The sequence below is a fragment of the Marinobacter sp. AN1 genome (assembly GCF_026013985.1).
Taxonomy (GTDB): domain Bacteria; phylum Pseudomonadota; class Gammaproteobacteria; order Pseudomonadales; family Oleiphilaceae; genus Marinobacter; species Marinobacter segnicrescens.
This window is the reverse complement of sequence record NZ_CP110342.1, coordinates 675064-691093: the sequence shown is the minus strand read 5'-3', so window position 1 is coordinate 691093 and position 16030 is coordinate 675064. Positions and strand designations below refer to the sequence as shown.

At 56.0% G+C, this 16030-nt stretch carries 19 protein-coding genes and 1 pseudogene; 10 read left to right on the top strand and 10 right to left on the bottom strand.

The features are described 5' to 3' along the window. Nucleotides 1-82: 82 nt before the first annotated feature. Nucleotides 83-1489 carry a mercury(II) reductase gene (gene merA / locus LJ360_RS03045; RefSeq protein WP_091854704.1) on the top strand — a complete coding sequence of 469 codons (1407 nt, stop codon included), beginning with the start codon at nucleotides 83-85 and terminating at the stop codon, nucleotides 1487-1489. A 33-nt stretch (nucleotides 1490-1522) separates the two neighbouring features. On the opposite strand, the gene LJ360_RS03040 is transcribed toward merA, so the two are convergent. The 4 genes and pseudogenes from LJ360_RS03040 to LJ360_RS03025 all read right to left on the bottom strand — a co-directional run bounded on the left by LJ360_RS03040 (nucleotide 1523) and on the right by LJ360_RS03025 (nucleotide 5425). After that, nucleotides 1523-2272: a TVP38/TMEM64 family protein gene (locus tag LJ360_RS03040; RefSeq protein WP_091854702.1), complete on the bottom strand. Its 750-nt coding sequence runs from the start codon at nucleotides 2270-2272 to the stop codon at nucleotides 1523-1525. Continuing rightward, nucleotides 2250-2435, bottom strand: coding sequence for a hypothetical protein (locus tag LJ360_RS03035; protein WP_041334534.1), 186 nt, complete (start codon nucleotides 2433-2435; stop codon nucleotides 2250-2252). The genes LJ360_RS03040 and LJ360_RS03035 overlap by 23 nt, the downstream gene beginning before the upstream one ends. A gap of 33 nt (nucleotides 2436-2468) precedes the next feature. Next, nucleotides 2469-4954: pseudogene (locus tag LJ360_RS03030) on the bottom strand (heavy metal translocating P-type ATPase). A gap of 69 nt (nucleotides 4955-5023) precedes the next feature. Next, the gene (locus LJ360_RS03025) at nucleotides 5024-5425 is read right to left on the bottom strand and encodes a MerR family transcriptional regulator (protein ID WP_036206275.1); all 402 of its coding nucleotides are present in this window, start codon (nucleotides 5423-5425) and stop codon (nucleotides 5024-5026) included. 171 nt (nucleotides 5426-5596) lie between these two features. Between LJ360_RS03025 and LJ360_RS03020 the strand changes: the two genes are divergently transcribed. Both LJ360_RS03020 and LJ360_RS03015 read left to right on the top strand, forming a co-directional pair. Next, a complete protein-coding gene (locus LJ360_RS03020; RefSeq protein WP_058089846.1) occupies nucleotides 5597-5818 on the top strand; it encodes a hypothetical protein in 222 nt (73 codons plus the stop codon). Between the two features lie 44 nt (nucleotides 5819-5862). Next, complete coding sequence (locus LJ360_RS03015) at nucleotides 5863-7377, top strand: multicopper oxidase family protein (RefSeq protein WP_264995213.1); 1515 nt, start codon at nucleotides 5863-5865, stop codon at nucleotides 7375-7377. Nucleotides 7378-7411: 34 nt separating this feature from the next. Here LJ360_RS03015 and LJ360_RS03010 read toward each other — a convergent pair whose 3' ends face one another. After that, entirely contained in the window at nucleotides 7412-7729 is a 318-nt protein-coding gene (locus LJ360_RS03010; protein WP_058089848.1) for a hypothetical protein, read from the bottom strand. Between the two features lie 268 nt (nucleotides 7730-7997). Then, complete coding sequence (locus LJ360_RS03005) at nucleotides 7998-8321, bottom strand: hypothetical protein (protein ID WP_058089849.1); 324 nt, start codon at nucleotides 8319-8321, stop codon at nucleotides 7998-8000. A 216-nt stretch (nucleotides 8322-8537) separates the two neighbouring features. Between LJ360_RS03005 and LJ360_RS03000 the strand changes: the two genes are divergently transcribed. The 7 genes from LJ360_RS03000 to LJ360_RS02970 all read left to right on the top strand — a co-directional run bounded on the left by LJ360_RS03000 (nucleotide 8538) and on the right by LJ360_RS02970 (nucleotide 12505). Then, nucleotides 8538-8804, top strand: a complete 267-nt coding sequence (locus LJ360_RS03000; protein ID WP_058089850.1) for a hypothetical protein — start codon at nucleotides 8538-8540, stop codon at nucleotides 8802-8804. A gap of 110 nt (nucleotides 8805-8914) precedes the next feature. Beyond that, entirely contained in the window at nucleotides 8915-9427 is a 513-nt protein-coding gene (locus LJ360_RS02995) for a DUF411 domain-containing protein (protein ID WP_058089851.1), read from the top strand. Between the two features lie 10 nt (nucleotides 9428-9437). Then, a complete protein-coding gene (locus tag LJ360_RS02990; RefSeq protein WP_058089852.1) occupies nucleotides 9438-10292 on the top strand; it encodes a WD40/YVTN/BNR-like repeat-containing protein in 855 nt (284 codons plus the stop codon). Further along, nucleotides 10285-10740 (top strand): c-type cytochrome, encoded by a 456-nt coding sequence (locus tag LJ360_RS02985; protein WP_091854696.1) that lies wholly within the window; start codon nucleotides 10285-10287, stop codon nucleotides 10738-10740. The genes LJ360_RS02990 and LJ360_RS02985 overlap by 8 nt, the downstream gene beginning before the upstream one ends. Before the next feature lie 51 nt (nucleotides 10741-10791). Continuing rightward, on the top strand, nucleotides 10792-11268 hold the full coding sequence (locus tag LJ360_RS02980) for a hypothetical protein (protein ID WP_264995212.1): 477 nt from the start codon (nucleotides 10792-10794) through the stop codon (nucleotides 11266-11268). Between the two features lie 26 nt (nucleotides 11269-11294). Then, the gene (locus LJ360_RS02975; protein ID WP_248234652.1) at nucleotides 11295-12017 is read left to right on the top strand and encodes a cytochrome c biogenesis CcdA family protein; all 723 of its coding nucleotides are present in this window, start codon (nucleotides 11295-11297) and stop codon (nucleotides 12015-12017) included. Between the two features lie 11 nt (nucleotides 12018-12028). Next, a complete protein-coding gene (locus tag LJ360_RS02970) occupies nucleotides 12029-12505 on the top strand; it encodes a hypothetical protein (RefSeq protein ID WP_264995211.1) in 477 nt (158 codons plus the stop codon). 18 nt (nucleotides 12506-12523) lie between these two features. Here the strand turns inward: LJ360_RS02970 and lgt are convergent, their stop codons facing one another. From lgt to LJ360_RS02950, 4 genes are all read right to left on the bottom strand, one after another. Beyond that, entirely contained in the window at nucleotides 12524-13324 is an 801-nt protein-coding gene (gene lgt / locus LJ360_RS02965) for a prolipoprotein diacylglyceryl transferase (RefSeq protein WP_264995210.1), read from the bottom strand. 306 nt (nucleotides 13325-13630) lie between these two features. Beyond that, nucleotides 13631-14884 carry an ISL3 family transposase gene (locus LJ360_RS02960; protein WP_264994661.1) on the bottom strand — a complete coding sequence of 418 codons (1254 nt, stop codon included), beginning with the start codon at nucleotides 14882-14884 and terminating at the stop codon, nucleotides 13631-13633. 28 nt (nucleotides 14885-14912) lie between these two features. Then, a complete protein-coding gene (locus LJ360_RS02955) occupies nucleotides 14913-15182 on the bottom strand; it encodes a hypothetical protein (protein WP_264995209.1) in 270 nt (89 codons plus the stop codon). A gap of 374 nt (nucleotides 15183-15556) precedes the next feature. Further along, a complete protein-coding gene (locus LJ360_RS02950) occupies nucleotides 15557-16015 on the bottom strand; it encodes an ATPase (RefSeq protein ID WP_248234642.1) in 459 nt (152 codons plus the stop codon). Nucleotides 16016-16030 lie beyond the last annotated feature (15 nt).

The following is a 16030-nucleotide window of genomic DNA, read 5'->3' as shown; positions in this document are numbered from 1 at the left end:
TAATAAAGGACTCCAGGCGCCCTCTGTTACACGCGACTCGGCGCCTGCCGTGACAATGCCCCAGTAATTCAAGGAACTCGGAATGAATAGTGACAATAACCTGCATATCGCTGTGATTGGTAGCGGCGGCGCAGCCATGGCGGCTGCCCTGAAGGCCGCGGAGCGCGGTGCCCGCATCACCCTGATCGAGCGCGGCATTATTGGTGGTACCTGCGTGAATACCGGCTGCGTGCCGTCGAAAATCATGAGTCGTGCCGCCCATATCGCGCATCTGCGCACGGAGAGCCCATTTGACGGGGGCGTCAGCGCCCAGATACCGAAGGTGGACCGGGCGAACCTGCTTCAGCAACAGCAGACGCGTGTCGAGGAACTGCGCGACGCCAAGTACGAAGGGATTCTGCGCGACCAGACGGCAATCACGGTCCTGAACGGTGAAGCCCGGTTTGTCGATGCCAATAACCTGGTGGTCCAGTTGAACGAGGGCGGCGAACAGAACGTCCATTTCGATCGCGCCTTTATTGGCACTGGCGCCCGTCCCGCAGAGCCGTCGATACCGGGGCTGGCTGAGACGCCTTATCTCACCTCCACCAGTGCGTTGGCATTAATTACTGTGCCTGAACGGCTGATCGTGATCGGCGCCGGTTTTGTTGCCCTGGAATTGGCCCAGGCGTTCGCCCGGCTGGATAGCAAGGTCACCGTGTTGGCCCGCAGCCGCCTGCTATCCGGTGAAGAACCCGCCATCGGTGAGGCCATAGAGGCGGCGTTCAGGCGCGAGGGCATCGAGGTGCTCAAGCAGACCCAGGCCAGCCGTGTGGACTATACCGACAATGAATTCGTTATAGAGACCAATGCCGGTACCTTACGAGCTGATCAACTGCTGGTGGCGACCGGCCGGATACCCAATACCGAAAACCTGAACCTGGCGGGCATCGGTGTGGAAACCTCCCGTGGCGCGATTCAGGTGGATGGGCAACTGCAAACCACGGTCCCCGGTGTCTATGCCGCCGGTGACTGCACCGATCAGCCGCAGTTTGTCTACGTCGCCGCTGCCGGGGGCAGCCGGGCTGCGGTCAACATGACGGGAGGCGAGGCCACCCTGGATCTCAGCGCCATGCCGGGGGTGATGTTTACCGACCCTCAGGTCGCCACAGTTGGCCTGACAGAGGCCGAAGCGCTCAAGCAGGGCTACAATGTGGACACCCGTCTGCTGGATCTGGAAAACGTGCCGCGAGCGCTGGTGAATTTCGACACCCATGGCTTTATTAAGATGGTGGCCGAGCGCGATTCGGGACGCTTGCTGGGGGTGCAGGCGGTAGCCGGGGGAGCCAGTGAACTGATCCAGACGGCAGTCATTGCACTTCGGTCACGGATGACCGTGCAGGACATCGGCGATGAACTGTTTCCTTATCTGACCATGGTGGAAGGCCTCAAGCTCTGCGCGCAAACCTTCACCAAAGACGTGAAACAGCTGTCCTGCTGTGCGGGATGAGTATTTGCCAAGGCGCCTTCAACCCAACCTCTATCATGCAAGTTCGGACGCTTTCTGGTGCCTTCGGCGAGCCATGAGCAGCTTCGCAACAAACGGCAACAGGGTAATGCCACTGACCAGAACCAGAAGTATCGTCACTACCCCGGACTCAGAGGCCATGAGCAAGCCACCAAACTCAGTGATCAGATAGGCTGTCGGAATAACACCGGCCAGCGTTGCGACCACGAAGCGCCAGAACGCGAGTGGTGTCAGGCCCGCTGCATAGCTGACCCCATCGAAGGAGATAAAAGGCACCAACCTTGATGTAAAAATGACAAGCATCAATGCGCCCTGAGAGCGTTCCTTGCCAAGCCAATTCAATACCGGACGTAGTCGCTTCCAGCGATGGATAACGTCGTACCCCAAGGATCGAGCAATGGCGAAAGCGATCAGTGCGCCGGCCTCAGCACCGATAACCACGATCACTGTTCCCCATAGCGATCCATAGACTGCACCGGCAACCATGGCGATCGGGGCGCTGGGGATCGGGCTCAGGACAATGGCCGTGATCATCAGGCCAATGATACCCACCGGCCCCCAATACCCCAGTTGGTCAATCCATTCCGACAAGGCCGCCTTGTTGGTCACGGTGGTCAATGCTCCGGTCTCCAGCATGACCCAATAGATCGCAGCCAGTGCAGCCAGCAAGAGCATAACCCCGACTATTTTTGCTTTTGCGTTCGGTCTAACTCCCATACTTGCCATGGGTACCCGATGAAATTCATGCTTCAGGGTGGTAGTCATAGTCTCCTCTGGCGTTCTTACTCGCGCGTCCAGAATCGTCCCTGTTTTTCGAAAACAGGTACTTGCCGAGGGCTGCGACGCCAAGTACCAAGGCGACGATGAGCAAAAGGGATATCAACCCCATTCCCGCCATTCCAAACATGCATGCCTCATTCGTCATCATGTCAATCTCCTGATTCTGTGTGTGCCAGGCCTCTTACGAGACACTGGCTTGTGCGGCTCCGCTTTCGCTGATACTGCTCTCCACGGAGCTTCCGCTATTGGATTTGAACCGGCCCAGCCGGAGGGAATTGGTCACCACAAATACACTGGAAAGGCTCATAGCACCCGCAGCCAGCATGGGGTTGAGCAGGTAACCGGTAAACGGGAACAGAACACCTGCGGCTACGGGGATCAGTGCCAGATTGTATCCGTAGGCCCAGACAAAATTGCCGAGGATCGTTTTGCGGGTGCGCCGGGAGAGCGCTGCAGCATCCACGATGCCCCGGAGGTCGCCGCGCATCAGAACCACGTCGCCGGCCTCGATGGCAATGTCGGTACCGGTGCCGATGGCGATACCCACATCGGCTTGCGCCAGGGCCGGTGCGTCATTGATACCGTCACCCACAAAAGCAACCCGGGCACCTTCATCTTGCAGGCGTTTCACTTCGGCCGCTTTCTGGTCCGGCAATACCTCCGCAAGCACCCGTTCGATGCCGGCTTGCCGCGCAATCGCCTCGGCGGTGGCGCGATTGTCACCGGTGAGCATGGCCACGCTGAGTCCTGACGACTTGAGCGCAGCAATCGCTTCCACCGAGCCGTTCTTGAGCGGATCGGCCACAGCAATCAGCGCGGCGAGGCGTCGTCGACGGCAACATACAGCGGGGATTTGGCTTTTTCAGCAAGTGAAACCGCATCGTCGGCGACGCTGGCCAGGTCGATACCGAGGCGGCGCATATAACGATCCGCGCCCACATTGATCCGGCGCCCGGCCACCTGTGCCTGGATGCCGTAGCCCGGCTCCGCCTGGAATTCACTGATCGCGGGTAACGTGAGGCCCCGATCCCTTGCGCCCTTGACGATGGCTTCCCCGATGGGATGTTCACTTTCGGTCTCCACAGCCGCAACCCAGGCCAGGACCTCATCCTCGCGGCCTTCCACCAGGATGAAATCTGTCAGCTCAGGCTGGCCCCGAGTCAGGGTGCCGGTTTTATCGAGGACGATGGTGTCCATCCGAGACAGTGTCTCCAGGGCCGCCCCTTTGCGGAACAGCACACCCATTTCGGCACCCTTACCGGTTCCGACCATAATCGCTGTTGGCGTGGCCAGGCCCATCGCGCAGGGACAGGCAATCAGCAGCACGCTGACCGTCGTGACGAAGGCAAAGGACAGTGCCGGCTCGGGCCCGAAGCTGAACCAGGTGATGAACGTCAGAATCGCGAGCACAATCACAATGGGAACGAAAATTCCCGCTATCTTGTCGGCCAGCGCCTGAATCGGGGGTTTATCAGCCTGGGCCGATTCCACCATTCTGATGATCTGTGCCAGAACGGTGTCCGCACCGACCCTCGTAGCCCGGAACGTCAGGGAACCGTTCTTATTAATGGTTCCACCCACCAGCTCGGCGTCTTTTTGTTTGGCCACGGGAACGGGCTCGCCGCTGATCATGGACTCGTCCACGTAGGATTGGCCTTCTTCCACCACGCCATCAACAGGAACCCGCTCTCCCGGGCGCACCTGGATACGGTCACCAGGTACCACGGCTTCGATGGGCACTTCGACGGCCTCCCCGTCCCGAATGACACGGGCGGTCTTGGCCTGCAGTTGCAGAAGTTTTTTGATTGCCTCCGATGTCCGGCCTTTGGCGACGTGCTCGAAGTAGCGTCCCAGCAGAATGAGCGTCACGATTACTGCCGCTGCCTCGAAATAGCTTTCGGCGGTACCGGCGGGAAAGAATCCTGGAACCAGCAGTGCTGCGACGGAGTAGAAATAGGCAGCGCTGGTGCCGATCATAACCAGGCTGTTCATGCCAGGATTGGCATGGCGCAATTCAGTGTACCCGGACCGGAAAAACCTCAGTCCGGCATAAAACAACACCGGCGTGGTTAGTAGCCACTCAATTGCCATCCATCCCCGATGGGGTAAGACACTGACATATAGAGCCTCAAGAGCAGGGATCATTTTACCCATGGCAATCAGAACAATCGGGATAGTCAGCGCCGCAGCGAAGAGCACTTTCCGGCGGAGGTCGATGCCCTCCCTGTCCTGCTCTTCCGTTTCGCTATTGGCGTCCGGCTCCTGAGGTTCATACCCTGCGTCGCGGATAGCCTGATGAATTCGCGGCACTGACAAGGTGTCAGACAGGAACTCCACAAACGCTTTCTGGGTAGTCAGATTGACACTGGCCTTGACCATGCCGGGTTGCTTGTTCAATGCCCGCTCAACCCGGGATACGCAGGAGCCACAGGTCATTCCGATGACCGGAATTTCAGCCGACTGTACTCGTGGCTGATAACCCGCCTCCTTAATCAAGTCGATTAACGTGGCCGGCGTGGCGGGCTGGTCAAATTTCACGGTGGCTTTTCCGGTCGCCAGATTCACCTGGGATTCCGCAACGCCGCGCTGACCCATGAGCGCCTTTTCAATCCGCCCGACGCACGAAGCGCAAGACATTCCATCAACACGAATCTCTATTCGTTGCATACCCGTTTGGCTCCTCGGCACAGCTAACTCCGTGCCTTTAATCAGTTCATTCGCAGGCAACTGGCAGCGTCACCCTCGCTGGGCTATGGCTTCGACAATCGGGCAGCCGTCCATGGGTCCTTCACCGGAGCATTCCTCCAGGGTTTCCGACAGGACGGCCTCAATGCGGGACAGGCTCTGAATCTGATGCCGGATTTTTTCCAGTTGCTTCTTTGCAATTCGCTTGGCCTCGGCGCGGTCGCCATTGGCGTCCTGAAGCATCAGGAGTTCGCGAATCTCATCAAGGGTGAAACCCCATTGCTTGGCGTGGATGATGAATTGCAGCCTGGCGATCGCATCCTCGGGGTAACGACGATAATTCGATTGGGTTCGGGCAGGCTCTGGCATGAGATTTTCCCGCTCGTAAAAGCGAATGGCATGGCTGGCCACGCCGCTTTTTTCAGAGAGTTCGCCGATATTGAACGTTTTCATTCCTGCACCTCAAAACGAGTGGTCAATGACTTATCCTAACCATAACCTTAAAGTAAACTTTAAGGTCAAGGTATTTTTCATGCATTGTCAGATCGGGGGCGATGCACCAAACTGGGCCAAGGTCCCCCGTTTTTTAAATCAAGTGGGGCAAAAATACGGAGACACACTGTAATGAAGGTATTTGAGAGGCTATCTACGCTGGTTGTTGGACTTTTCCTGTCCCTTTTTGCATTCGCTGATGAGCCCGGGCGCATGGGAGAAGGCATGATGGGGGGCAACATGATGCAGGGCATGGGAGGTATGGGGCTATTCATGATGATTATCATGATTCTTTTGGTTGTGCTCCTGATACTCGCGATTCTGGCACTGATTAAATATCTGAGGAATAAGTGATGAACCGGAGTAAAAGTGTCCATCGGCGAACAGTCCTTCAGGCTGTGGCGGGCACCGGCGTCCTTCTCACGCTGTCGCCGGGACTTCTGCTTACCGGGTGTGATGGAGGGGTAAAAGCGGTTGAATCGGAAACGCTCGGCCTTGATTCAGACGAATACGATGTTGAACTGAATCTTCACGCCATGCCAGATTCGGTGCCCATACTTCCGGGCGCCCCCAGTGATGTGTGGCGCTATAGGGCGGAATTGCTGAAAGGTCCAAAAAACACAGTCTCCGAAAATCCGGACAGTTACCTCGGCCCAACGATCCGGCTACGCCACGGCCAAACCGTCAAAATCCATATTCACAATGAGCTGCCAGAGGACACCACCGTCCACTGGCACGGGCTTCACGTGCCGTCCGACGTAGACGGACAGCCAAGACTACCGATCCGCCCAGGCGAGACAATGACTGTTGGCTTCGAGGTATTGGACCGGGCCGGACTGTTCTGGTACCACTCTCATGCCCACGGCAAGCAAGGTGGTCGCGTAGGATTCCAAAGTTACGCAGGGTTGGCCGGACTCCTGATCGTTGAAGACGAGGAAGAAGCGGACCTCAAATTGCCGTCGGGCGATAACGAGCTGTTACTGGTGCTTCAGGACCGCACCTTTGCTGGTAACAATGAACTGGTTTACATGGGCCGTGGCATGGGGTCCATGATGGACCGTATGCACGGTTTTCTGGGGGATAGAGTGCTGGCTAACGGGGCGCCTCCAACCACCCGCAAGGTTGCCACCCGCCCATACAGAATTCGAGTCCTCAATGGCTCTAACGCTCGCATCTACAAACTGGCCTGGAGCGACGGGCGACCTGTCACCGTTATCGGTGCAGATGGCGGCCTTCTTCAGGAACCGGAAGACAGGCCTTACGCCGTGCTGGCTCCGGCTCAGCGGCTTGATATCTGGGTCGACCTTTCCGAGTCCCAGCCAGGTGATACGCTGGAGCTTATCAGTGACCGTTTCCAGGCAGGCATGATGGGCGGAATGGGAATGATGGGCAGCAACGCCCTGCCCCTCGGCAGCCGATTTCCCCTGGCCAGGCTGGAGGTGTCCAAGTCAGTAGAGGCCAGCGAACCTTTACCGGCACAGCTAGGTGTGCAGCGGCAAAAAATACCGGTAAACAGCAATACGCGAATCCGGTCGTTCGAGTTAAGCCCGGTTATGATGCGGGGATTTGCCATGAATGGCCGGCGGTTTGACGGAACGAATGTTGCGGATGATGAAAAAGTCCGCCTTGGTGACACGGAAATCTGGGAATTCCACAACAACACACCGATGCCTCACCCGATGCATATTCATGGCTTGCAGTTCAACGTTGTAGGGCGACGAGGCGGCAGCTCGGATAGTTTACAGCAGGGCCTGGTAGACAGTGGCTGGCACGACACGGTTCTGGTTATGCCTCGTGAAACGGTTCAGCTGGCGATGAAATTCGAGCGCTTTGACGGCCTTTACATCTACCACTGTCATAACATGGAACATGAAGACGCAGGAATGATGCGCTATTTTCAGGTGCGAGGCTGAACGCGACGACATCCCTCTTAGCGCACATTCACTGTCAGAATGCTCTCGTCGAGTGTGAAGCATCCGAGACCTTGGGCTGAGGAGCCATCGACTGGACATCACCAGCCTCGCTCGTCTGATCAACTGCGGCCACTGAGCCTTTCTTGTCCTTACATTTCATCATGCAGAATCCAAGACCACACATGATCAGACAGGGTAGAAGGCTGATCAGTATTGGAGCAATCCCGAATAACACCAGTTGCTCCCATCCGAAAGTGAGTCCGGCGATGACCCCGATGGCTCCAAACAACCACCAACGCCACGGCCCTGTCAGCAAGCCCACCATTCCTCCTCGGCCTTGATCGGAATTCATCTTTCCCTTGTCTCCGTTACTCGTCTTCTTGTCACAACAATTCATCTTGCCTCTCACTCTTACTGGGGTTAGCCCGACCATCGCTGACGCGTTAGATAGCTCTGCTATTGAGCATTTCGAACGAACATAACGTTGAAGCAAGGTTTAAGATCAAGGGTTTTATCAGAGTGGCCAGAGGGAGTTCATCCTGGGCCTTCGGGAATTGACGGGTTGTGTTACTGAAATAAAAAAATGCTAGGATTATTGGAACAGATAGAGGGGTTGTCTGTCACACCCCGTATCCCCACAGCTTGGTGCTTGAAATCAGGATGTCCGCAAAGAACCGCCCAATCATCTCCGTTTTGCTATCACTACTTCTGGTGATCAGCGGGCCGGTGTTGGCTATGTCAAAAGTGGCGGACAGCCAGGCGAAAGCTTCAATGCTGGATTGCGGGTCCATGTCCATGATGATGGCCCAGTCTGATAGCGCCAACGCCTCAACAGAGACTGGAACTGATTGTGTCTCAGCCCCTGACATGGCCTGCCCGAGTACCAGTGGGCTGATCAAATGCAGTGTTAGCGTGAGTTTTGCCCTCTTACCGGGGAACTCCATCGATTTTACCGATACCGGCTCCCACCCGGTATTGACCGCGCGAGCAACCCTTTACCAGGATCCGTTCCTGGCCTCTATCACACCCCCTCCAGAACAGCACTCCTGAGTTTTAACCCGGGTTTTGCCCATCGCGGCACGCCCATTAACGTTAATTCTTGAATCGAAGTCCCGTGCCTTGAATCCAATAATCACGGGCTTTTAACCGGAGTGAATCCTATGCGTAATTCAACCATCAAAGTCACGGTTCTAGCGGCAGTCCTGGCAGGCAGCGCTGCTACCCTGTCAGCTTTTGCCCATGAAAGCGAAGACCAGGGAATGATGTCCTCAGAAGGCATGCACGGAATGGGCGGCATGATGCAGATGATGAACATGATGTCCGAAATGGATCCCGAAGACCGGAAGGCCATGACCGAAGCCTGCATGAGCATGATGCAGAGCCATGGTGATCAGCCGATGGACGGCGACAAGGAAGACGCCAACTGACATTTTCGGCAAACAGTCTGAACTGACATCAAATGCCCGGGGAAAACCAAAGTGCCCCGGGCACTTCATTGCAATCTACTACCCTTTGCCTATTGATACTGAGGACTACCATGAACATGAAAAAACTTGCCCTGTCGGTCGGCCTGTCCGGCATCGTTCTTGCTGCTGGCGCAACCACGCTGGCGATCCAAGCCAATGAGTCGTCGCAGCCAGCGACTGCCCAAACCTCCAACAGCAGTGCCGGAACGGCCATCACGGTCTACAAGAGCCCCAATTGTGGCTGTTGCCAGTCCTGGGCTGAACACCTCGAAGCCAATGGCTTTGAGACCACGATTGTAGAAACCGACGACCTTAATGCCATCAAGCAGCAGCACGATGTGCCGCGCGACATGGCGTCCTGCCACACCGCGTTAATTGGTGACTTGGTGATTGAGGGACATGTGCCGGCCAATGACATCGTCGCCTACCTTGAGGACCCGCAGTTCAACACGATTGGTCTATCAGTGCCTGGCATGCCCCATGGTACCCCCGGCATGGAAACAGGCCGAAAGGACGACTACCAAGTCATCGCCTTCAACGCCAATGGCCAGCAACGGGTTTTCCGTGAGCACAAGGATTACTGAGGTCCGTCCTATGAAAGCCATTTTTTACCATCTGAGTTCTGGCGCCTCCGGCCTTTTCCTGTTGGCGTTGGCGGTCTTCATGCCCGCCCTGGTTCAAGCCCAGCCTGCGAGTGATGGCCAATCAGTGAAGGCGTTGACCACCAACGCCTCGGGAGCTCTGGTGGTGCTTCGCGGCAGTGGTCTGTTTGCCCTTGAAGGGCAGACTGCCGTCGAGATGCCGCTACCACCGTCTGATTCTGGCAGTCAGCCTAACACTCTGGCCAAGGGTGCAGACTCAAGCCTGTACCTGGCAGGGCCTGGCCTTGGCATCTGGCGCTACGACAATGCCAACGAGAGCTGGCAGCCCCTGAACGACACCCTGCCCGATCTCGGGATCACAGCGATCGCGGCACACGCCACACAACCGGATACGCTCTACGCCTATCTCGGTGACGATGGCATGTTCCGTTCCAGGGACGGCGGTGAGGGCTGGGTAAAAGTTGACAGTGGCCCCCGAGAGCCGGTGCAGGCGTTCCTGCACTCGGATATGCCGGGCAGCATGGAGAGTGGCTGGCTTTTCGCTGGTACCACCCGCGGTGTTTCACGTTCCATGGACTGTTTCTGCTTCTGGGGCGATGCCGGCGAGTTGCGGGGCACTGTTGCCGCCATTGATTACGATCCGTCGGCCCCGGAAAACGTCTATGCCGTGACCGAGGGTCGACTTCACCATAGTTCCGACGGCGGCGAAACCTGGGCCAACCTTGAATCAACCCAGGCGGTGACCGCGCTGACATTCTCACCTACGGAAGGTCTCGTGGTAGGTACCGAAAACGGTGATCTGCTGACGCGGGACGCCTCTGGCGAATGGGTGCCTCTTTATGAATAAATGGTCATTCCCGCTGGTCTTGCTCGTTGCCCCCGCCATTGTGATGGCGGGGGGCGCACCAACGAACAGTGACAGCGTGCCGGCCGAAGTGGCCGAGGGCCGTCAGATTTATGAGCAGTACTGCGCCGCCTGCCACGGACGGCAGGGCGAGGGCACTGCCGACTGGAACAAGCCGGATGAGAAAGGCGAAATGCCGCCACCACCTCACGATGAGACAGGCCACACCTGGCGTCACAGCGACTCCATGTTAGTTAGGATGATCGCAGAGGGGTGGCGGCACCCCTTCAACAAAACGGACCGGCTGACCATGCCGGCGTTCAAGGACATTCTCACCGACCAGGAAATTCGATCGGTGATCGAGTATCTGAAAACTCTATGGACGGAGGACCAGCGTCGCTACCAACAGGACGAGAGTCAGGACTCTAATCAGGCTGAAAGCCCTTCCTGATTCCTCAAGGATGACAGACAGCACTCACGTCAGATCTCGGGTAACTCAAGGATGTCATTGAAACAGCACTTCAAGAAGTGGTCAGTGTTATTCGGTATCGCCGGTTTCGGTGCGGTAGTTGCGGCAATTTTTGTGTTGCCGCAGTACTTGAAGCCAGATCTGGATACCGGCATCACTTATTATCCCACCGAAGGATGCGCGCCTTTTGACGCTCAGTGCATCGGGCAAAAGGGCAATCAAACCATCACCGTGGATCTGCGTGACGAGGTCATCGAATCGATGACAGAAATCCCCATTCGTGTGCGCCTCGACAACATGGCGGGCGACTCCCTGATCGTGGATTTTGAAGGGCTTGAGATGTACATGGGCGTGGTCCGCACCCAACTGGTTCCAAACGCCCAGGGTGTTTACCAGGGAACCATTACCCTGCCGGAGTGCGGTACTGGCAAGATGCTATGGTGGGCGCGTGCCATCATCGATAACGGCACGTCCAGGGAAGGCATCAAATTCGATTTTTGGGCAATTTGACGGAATCACCTAACTTGGGGGTCTAAATGCCTGATCTTGCAACCTGGGGCATCATGGCCGCCTTTATGGGCGGCCTGGTGTCCTTCTTTTCCCCGTGTACGCTGCCCCTGGTTCCTGGTTACCTGTCTGTGGTAACTGGCGGGGCGGTCAACGACAGCGTCAATCGCCTGAAGGCGTTCTGGCTGAGCCTTTGCTTTGTGTTGGGTTTCAGTCTGGTGTTCGTGGCCCTCGGCGCGAGTGCGAGTCTGGTGGGTCAGTGGCTCATGGGCTACCGGCAGCAGGCCAACCTGGTTGCCGGCGTGCTCATTGTGCTGATGGGACTGTTCATGATGGGCTGGTGGAGTATGCCGGCCCTGCAACGGGACTGGCGCCTTGGGCAGGCCCTGGAAGGGGGGCGCCCGACGGCATCCTTCCTGCTGGGTGTGGCGTTTGCCATCGGCTGGACACCCTGCATAGGACCAATCCTGGGGGCCATACTGGCGCTCAGTTCTACTCACGCCAATGCCGAAGCCGGCATGTTGTACCTGGCGGTCTATTCACTGGGGCTGGCTGTGCCATTTCTGGTCACCGCCCTGTCGATCGAGCATTTCCGTAAGCGCGTGCGCTGGTTGAGCCGCTGGAGCCGTCACCTGCGGGTGCTCGCGGGTGTGGTGCTGGTTATCATGGGCGTGATGGTGATTACCGGTCAGATGACACGCTTTGCGTCCTGGATGTTATCGGCATTTCCCATGCTCGGAGAGCTAGGCTGAATGGAGATATGATGACTCGCGCGAAGGCACTGTGCCCTGGCTGGATTCTGGTCCTGATGTTCTGGTCCGTCAGTTTCTTTTTGCACTTCTTCTGGGAGATGATCCAGGTACCCTTTTTTGAAGGCATGACGGAAGCGCCTCACGGTGCTGTCATCTGGTTATGCACTCGGGCCGCCGTCGGCGATGCCAATATCGCGTTTTTTGCCTATGGGGTTGCAGCATTGGCGGTACGAAATCTGTTCTGGATACAAGGGCCCTGGCGGAGCCTCGCCCTGGGGAGTTTTCTGGCTGCGGGGTTGTTGGTCACCGTGCTGTTTGAAGCCTGGGCTACCGGTGCCGGCGAACGCTGGCAATACAGCGAATCAATGCCTGTATTGCCACTGCTTGGCACCGGGGTTACTCCGATATTACAGTGGGTATTGATTCCCCTGGTTTCGTTTTATTCCACGCGCTGGATGTACAGAGGATGGCTCAAAAAGAAACAATAACCTGCCTACAGGTTTCCTTCAGCTTTCCGCCATCGCTGTACAAACAACAGGCTGACGCCTGGACCAGCCAATCAAGCCGATGCCCACTATGATCATTGGTAATGTCAGCAGCTGCCCCATGGTCATCCAACCAAAGGCCACAAATCCCAGCTGCGGGTCCGGAAGGCGGACAAACTCAACGGAGAAACGGAACGCGCCGTAGAGCAACAGAAATAAACCGGACGCAGCGCCATTTCGCCGGGGGTTACTGGTAAACCACCACAGCACCACAAACAAAACGACACCTTCCAGCGCGAACTGATACAAAGAAGACGGGTGCCGGGGTTCTGGCCCCATATGAGGAAAGGCCATGGCCCACGGCACCTCGCTGACTCTGCCCGGCAGTTCGTGGTTTATGAAATTACCCAGGCGCCCGGCACCGAGACCGATCGGAACCAGCGGCGCGATGAAGTCGGTAAGCCGAAGAAAACCCAGGCTGTACTTGCGCGCAAAGACAACAACGGCAACCAGCACCCCGGCAAAACCACCATGAAAACTCATGCCGCCCTCCCAGATTCTGAACAGCCAGAGTGGGTTGGCCAACAACTTGTCGAAATCATAGAACAGCACGTAACCGAACCGCCCGCCAAGTATTACGCCAACTGCACAGTAGAAAACCAGCGTTTCGATGGCGTCGAAACTCAACCCCAAGCGGTGAGCCCTTCGGCGCCCAAGCCACCAAGCTGCCAGAAAACCAACAAGATACATCAGGCCGTACCAATGAACTTGCAATGGCCCCAGAGAAATTGCCACGGGATTAATGTTTGGGTATGAAAGCATTCAACCTCTTCCTGGCGTGGTTACTAGTCCGCTACGCTAAGTATCGATGTGGGATTTTAGGTTTATCATCCCAAAATATATCGACTCTATACCTGCGAAAGGTTTTCAATTATTACATTAGCTTCGCGTGGATGCCTTTTTCCCGAGAAGTTGGCGTCAATCATCATAGCTCGACTGACGCCAAACATAATTTACTTAAAAATATTTATATTGGTTATCTTTCGTGATGGGAACGATTTTTCGCGTTTTTAGTAGGTACATGCATTTTGGCATGAAAATTGGCTCTCTTCCGTTTTGTGTGGAACATTAGCTTGCAACCATTCTCTGTAATGGCGTCTGGAACGGGTTTGCTGGCAGATGCTTGAGCTTGCCGGCAATCAGAAAGCAGATGGCAATGAAGTGGCTCGCCGTGCCGTAGCCGCGCGCACGGGCCTTGGCCGCCTGGATCAGGCTGTTCATGGCTTCGACATAACCATTGCTCAAGCCGCTTTCAAAGCCCTGTAGGACTCCGGCCCAGTGTCGCTTGATGGTGGCAGCTAGTTGTTTCATCGGTTCCAACCGACAGCGTCTGGCCCAGGAGTGCCATCGCTTCAGTAACCCTTCCGCTTGTTCACGACCAGGCTTGGCCTGGAAGATGTCACGCAAGGCCTCTTTGATGCGCCAGGCACGAGCGGTCTTCAGGTTGGAGCGGGTCAGGTCGTAGACGGCCTCATCCTGCTTTTTGCTCCAGCGGGCCATGTCCGTGAGCCAGGCCCATTTGGTTCGCTTCAGGCGGGCGTCGTGGCGTACTTCAGACTTGCGCACGGCATCCACAGCCTGATTTGCCAGCTGAATGATATGGAACCGGTCAAAGGTGATTTCGGCGTTGGGCAGGTGCTGCCCCAGGCCGCTGATGTAGGCTTTAGACATATCGATGCTGGCGTGCCGGATCTGATCAGCCTTGCCCTGATGGCTTGCAAGATCCTCAGAGAATCCTTTCAGAGTCTGGGCGTCACGACCGGGCGTTGCAAAGATGAGTCGGCGCTCGGCCAGGTCATGCACCAGCGTGATGTAGTGATGGCCACGCCGACAGGCGGTCTCATCGACCCCGATGGTGGTCACGGTGCTGTAGTCTTCACGAGCTTGTGCCTGGGTGACATGGTGGTCCAGTACCCGCCAAAGGGCCCTGTCATCAGTCCTCAGCTGCCTTGCCGTGGTCGATACCGGCATGGCCTTGGCCAACGTGAGCGCAAAGGCTTCGAATAGCAGGGTGAAACGGCTGCCCGGGCGAGCCCAGGGTACTTCCACCTGAGTGGTCTTCTTGCAGCCGCCGCAGCGCACCCGGGGCACCTCGGCATGGACATAGGCGGCAAACTGGAAGAAGTCCAAATGCCGCCAGGTTCGCGGTTTCCGGTCGTGAATAGGCTGATCAGATCGCCCACAACCAGGACACGGTAATTGCTTCGCCTCACAGGAGACCCGGAAATCGATACGCTGGGCCTTTGGGTCAAAATCGATGTCATCGACAGCCCATGGTGACGTCAGACCCAAGGCTTGTGTGAACAAGAGTTCCGGATTCATAGAGATGTTCGCTGGAGGTCAGAAGATATCAGGGAGTATGGCTCAAAAAGGCGTTAGCTGGCGACCGATTCCACACGGAATGGAAGAGAGCCTGAAAATTCTCATGTCTGACATGGATCTCATCGTGCATTTCATGCATTTTTTTATGTTCCATTTTCAGCTCCGTTGTTCGACCTTCAGGGCTTTGTGCTTGAGCAGGGAAACTGCGAGCTTCATTGAACCTGTCGGCCAGCCCCCCCGCATTAGCGGTCATTGAGACTGTGAAAGCAAGGATTATGATTACAAATAATTTATTCATGTCGCGTCTCCATAAATTCGGATGGGTAATTCAGGCTGAATTCAGTTTCGAATGATTTAATGCATCTGTCAGTGGCTTTATTGATGTTCATCAAGCCCGGCCATTGTCTTTTTGAGTTAACTTTGCCACAGACACCTCTGTGGCTTTTTTTTTAATTCGCACTCGATAAAATAAATTTTGCTAATAAATTATTTTTTATAATCCTCAAGAAGGTGTCATCCTATGTAACTATATTAGATCACGCAGAGCTGAAACTGACCTGAAATTCTCAGGAAACGAAACAAAGAGTTGATGATTGCTGTGGTTTTTACTTGAACCAGCTTTCAACAACCTGTCGTTTTCGAAATGACGACAATCGACTTGCGTTTCACGCATTAAAGGTCGTCCATTCGACCTATCTGACGGGCCAGACGCATAGATTCGTTCTTCTCCATCTCCAGGAGTGCTGCCAGCAACTCCCGGGCCTCTGGGATTTCCGCTTTCTCCCAGAGGGTTTGGTACAGATCCATCACTTGCCCATGAAAATCCATAACCTCACGGTAGATCCCCTGAAAATCCAGTTTGGCATAGGGCTGGTCACAGGTGCGGTGGGTTTCTATCGGATTGTGTTTAAGGTAATCGTAGACCCGGGTCTCAAGCGTATTGCGGGCACTTTGGCGTTCAAACTCATCAACAATCCGGGCCAGCTCCGCTTCGTGAGCCGAGAGATACTCCAATAGCGCCTTTGTTCTCTCTTCTTCATTAGCCGTCGCACAATGCCCCAGACAACTTGCCAGGTTCTGGTGCAGGTCCCGGGTCCAGTCAATCAATTCACCGAACGTTCTGATGTCCATATTGATACCCTCTTC

Coding starts and splice junctions, on each gene's coding strand:
- merA (WP_091854704.1), top strand. CDS start 83: ATGAATAGTGACAATAACCTGCATATCGCTGTGATTGGTAGCGGCGGC.
- LJ360_RS03040 (WP_091854702.1), bottom strand. CDS start 2,272: ATGACTACCACCCTGAAGCATGAATTTCATCGGGTACCCATGGCAAGT.
- LJ360_RS03035 (WP_041334534.1), bottom strand. CDS start 2,435: ATGATGACGAATGAGGCATGCATGTTTGGAATGGCGGGAATGGGGTTG.
- LJ360_RS03025 (WP_036206275.1), bottom strand. CDS start 5,425: ATGAAAACGTTCAATATCGGCGAACTCTCTGAAAAAAGCGGCGTGGCC.
- LJ360_RS03020 (WP_058089846.1), top strand. CDS start 5,597: ATGAAGGTATTTGAGAGGCTATCTACGCTGGTTGTTGGACTTTTCCTG.
- LJ360_RS03010 (WP_058089848.1), bottom strand. CDS start 7,729: ATGAATTCCGATCAAGGCCGAGGAGGAATGGTGGGCTTGCTGACAGGG.
- LJ360_RS03005 (WP_058089849.1), bottom strand. CDS start 8,321: ATGGAGTTCCCCGGTAAGAGGGCAAAACTCACGCTAACACTGCATTTG.
- LJ360_RS03000 (WP_058089850.1), top strand. CDS start 8,538: ATGCGTAATTCAACCATCAAAGTCACGGTTCTAGCGGCAGTCCTGGCA.
- LJ360_RS02995 (WP_058089851.1), top strand. CDS start 8,915: ATGAACATGAAAAAACTTGCCCTGTCGGTCGGCCTGTCCGGCATCGTT.
- LJ360_RS02990 (WP_058089852.1), top strand. CDS start 9,438: ATGAAAGCCATTTTTTACCATCTGAGTTCTGGCGCCTCCGGCCTTTTC.
- LJ360_RS02985 (WP_091854696.1), top strand. CDS start 10,285: ATGAATAAATGGTCATTCCCGCTGGTCTTGCTCGTTGCCCCCGCCATT.
- LJ360_RS02980 (WP_264995212.1), top strand. CDS start 10,792: ATGTCATTGAAACAGCACTTCAAGAAGTGGTCAGTGTTATTCGGTATC.
- LJ360_RS02975 (WP_248234652.1), top strand. CDS start 11,295: ATGCCTGATCTTGCAACCTGGGGCATCATGGCCGCCTTTATGGGCGGC.
- LJ360_RS02970 (WP_264995211.1), top strand. CDS start 12,029: ATGACTCGCGCGAAGGCACTGTGCCCTGGCTGGATTCTGGTCCTGATG.
- lgt (WP_264995210.1), bottom strand. CDS start 13,324: ATGCTTTCATACCCAAACATTAATCCCGTGGCAATTTCTCTGGGGCCA.
- LJ360_RS02960 (WP_264994661.1), bottom strand. CDS start 14,884: ATGAATCCGGAACTCTTGTTCACACAAGCCTTGGGTCTGACGTCACCA.
- LJ360_RS02955 (WP_264995209.1), bottom strand. CDS start 15,182: ATGAATAAATTATTTGTAATCATAATCCTTGCTTTCACAGTCTCAATG.
- LJ360_RS02950 (WP_248234642.1), bottom strand. CDS start 16,015: ATGGACATCAGAACGTTCGGTGAATTGATTGACTGGACCCGGGACCTG.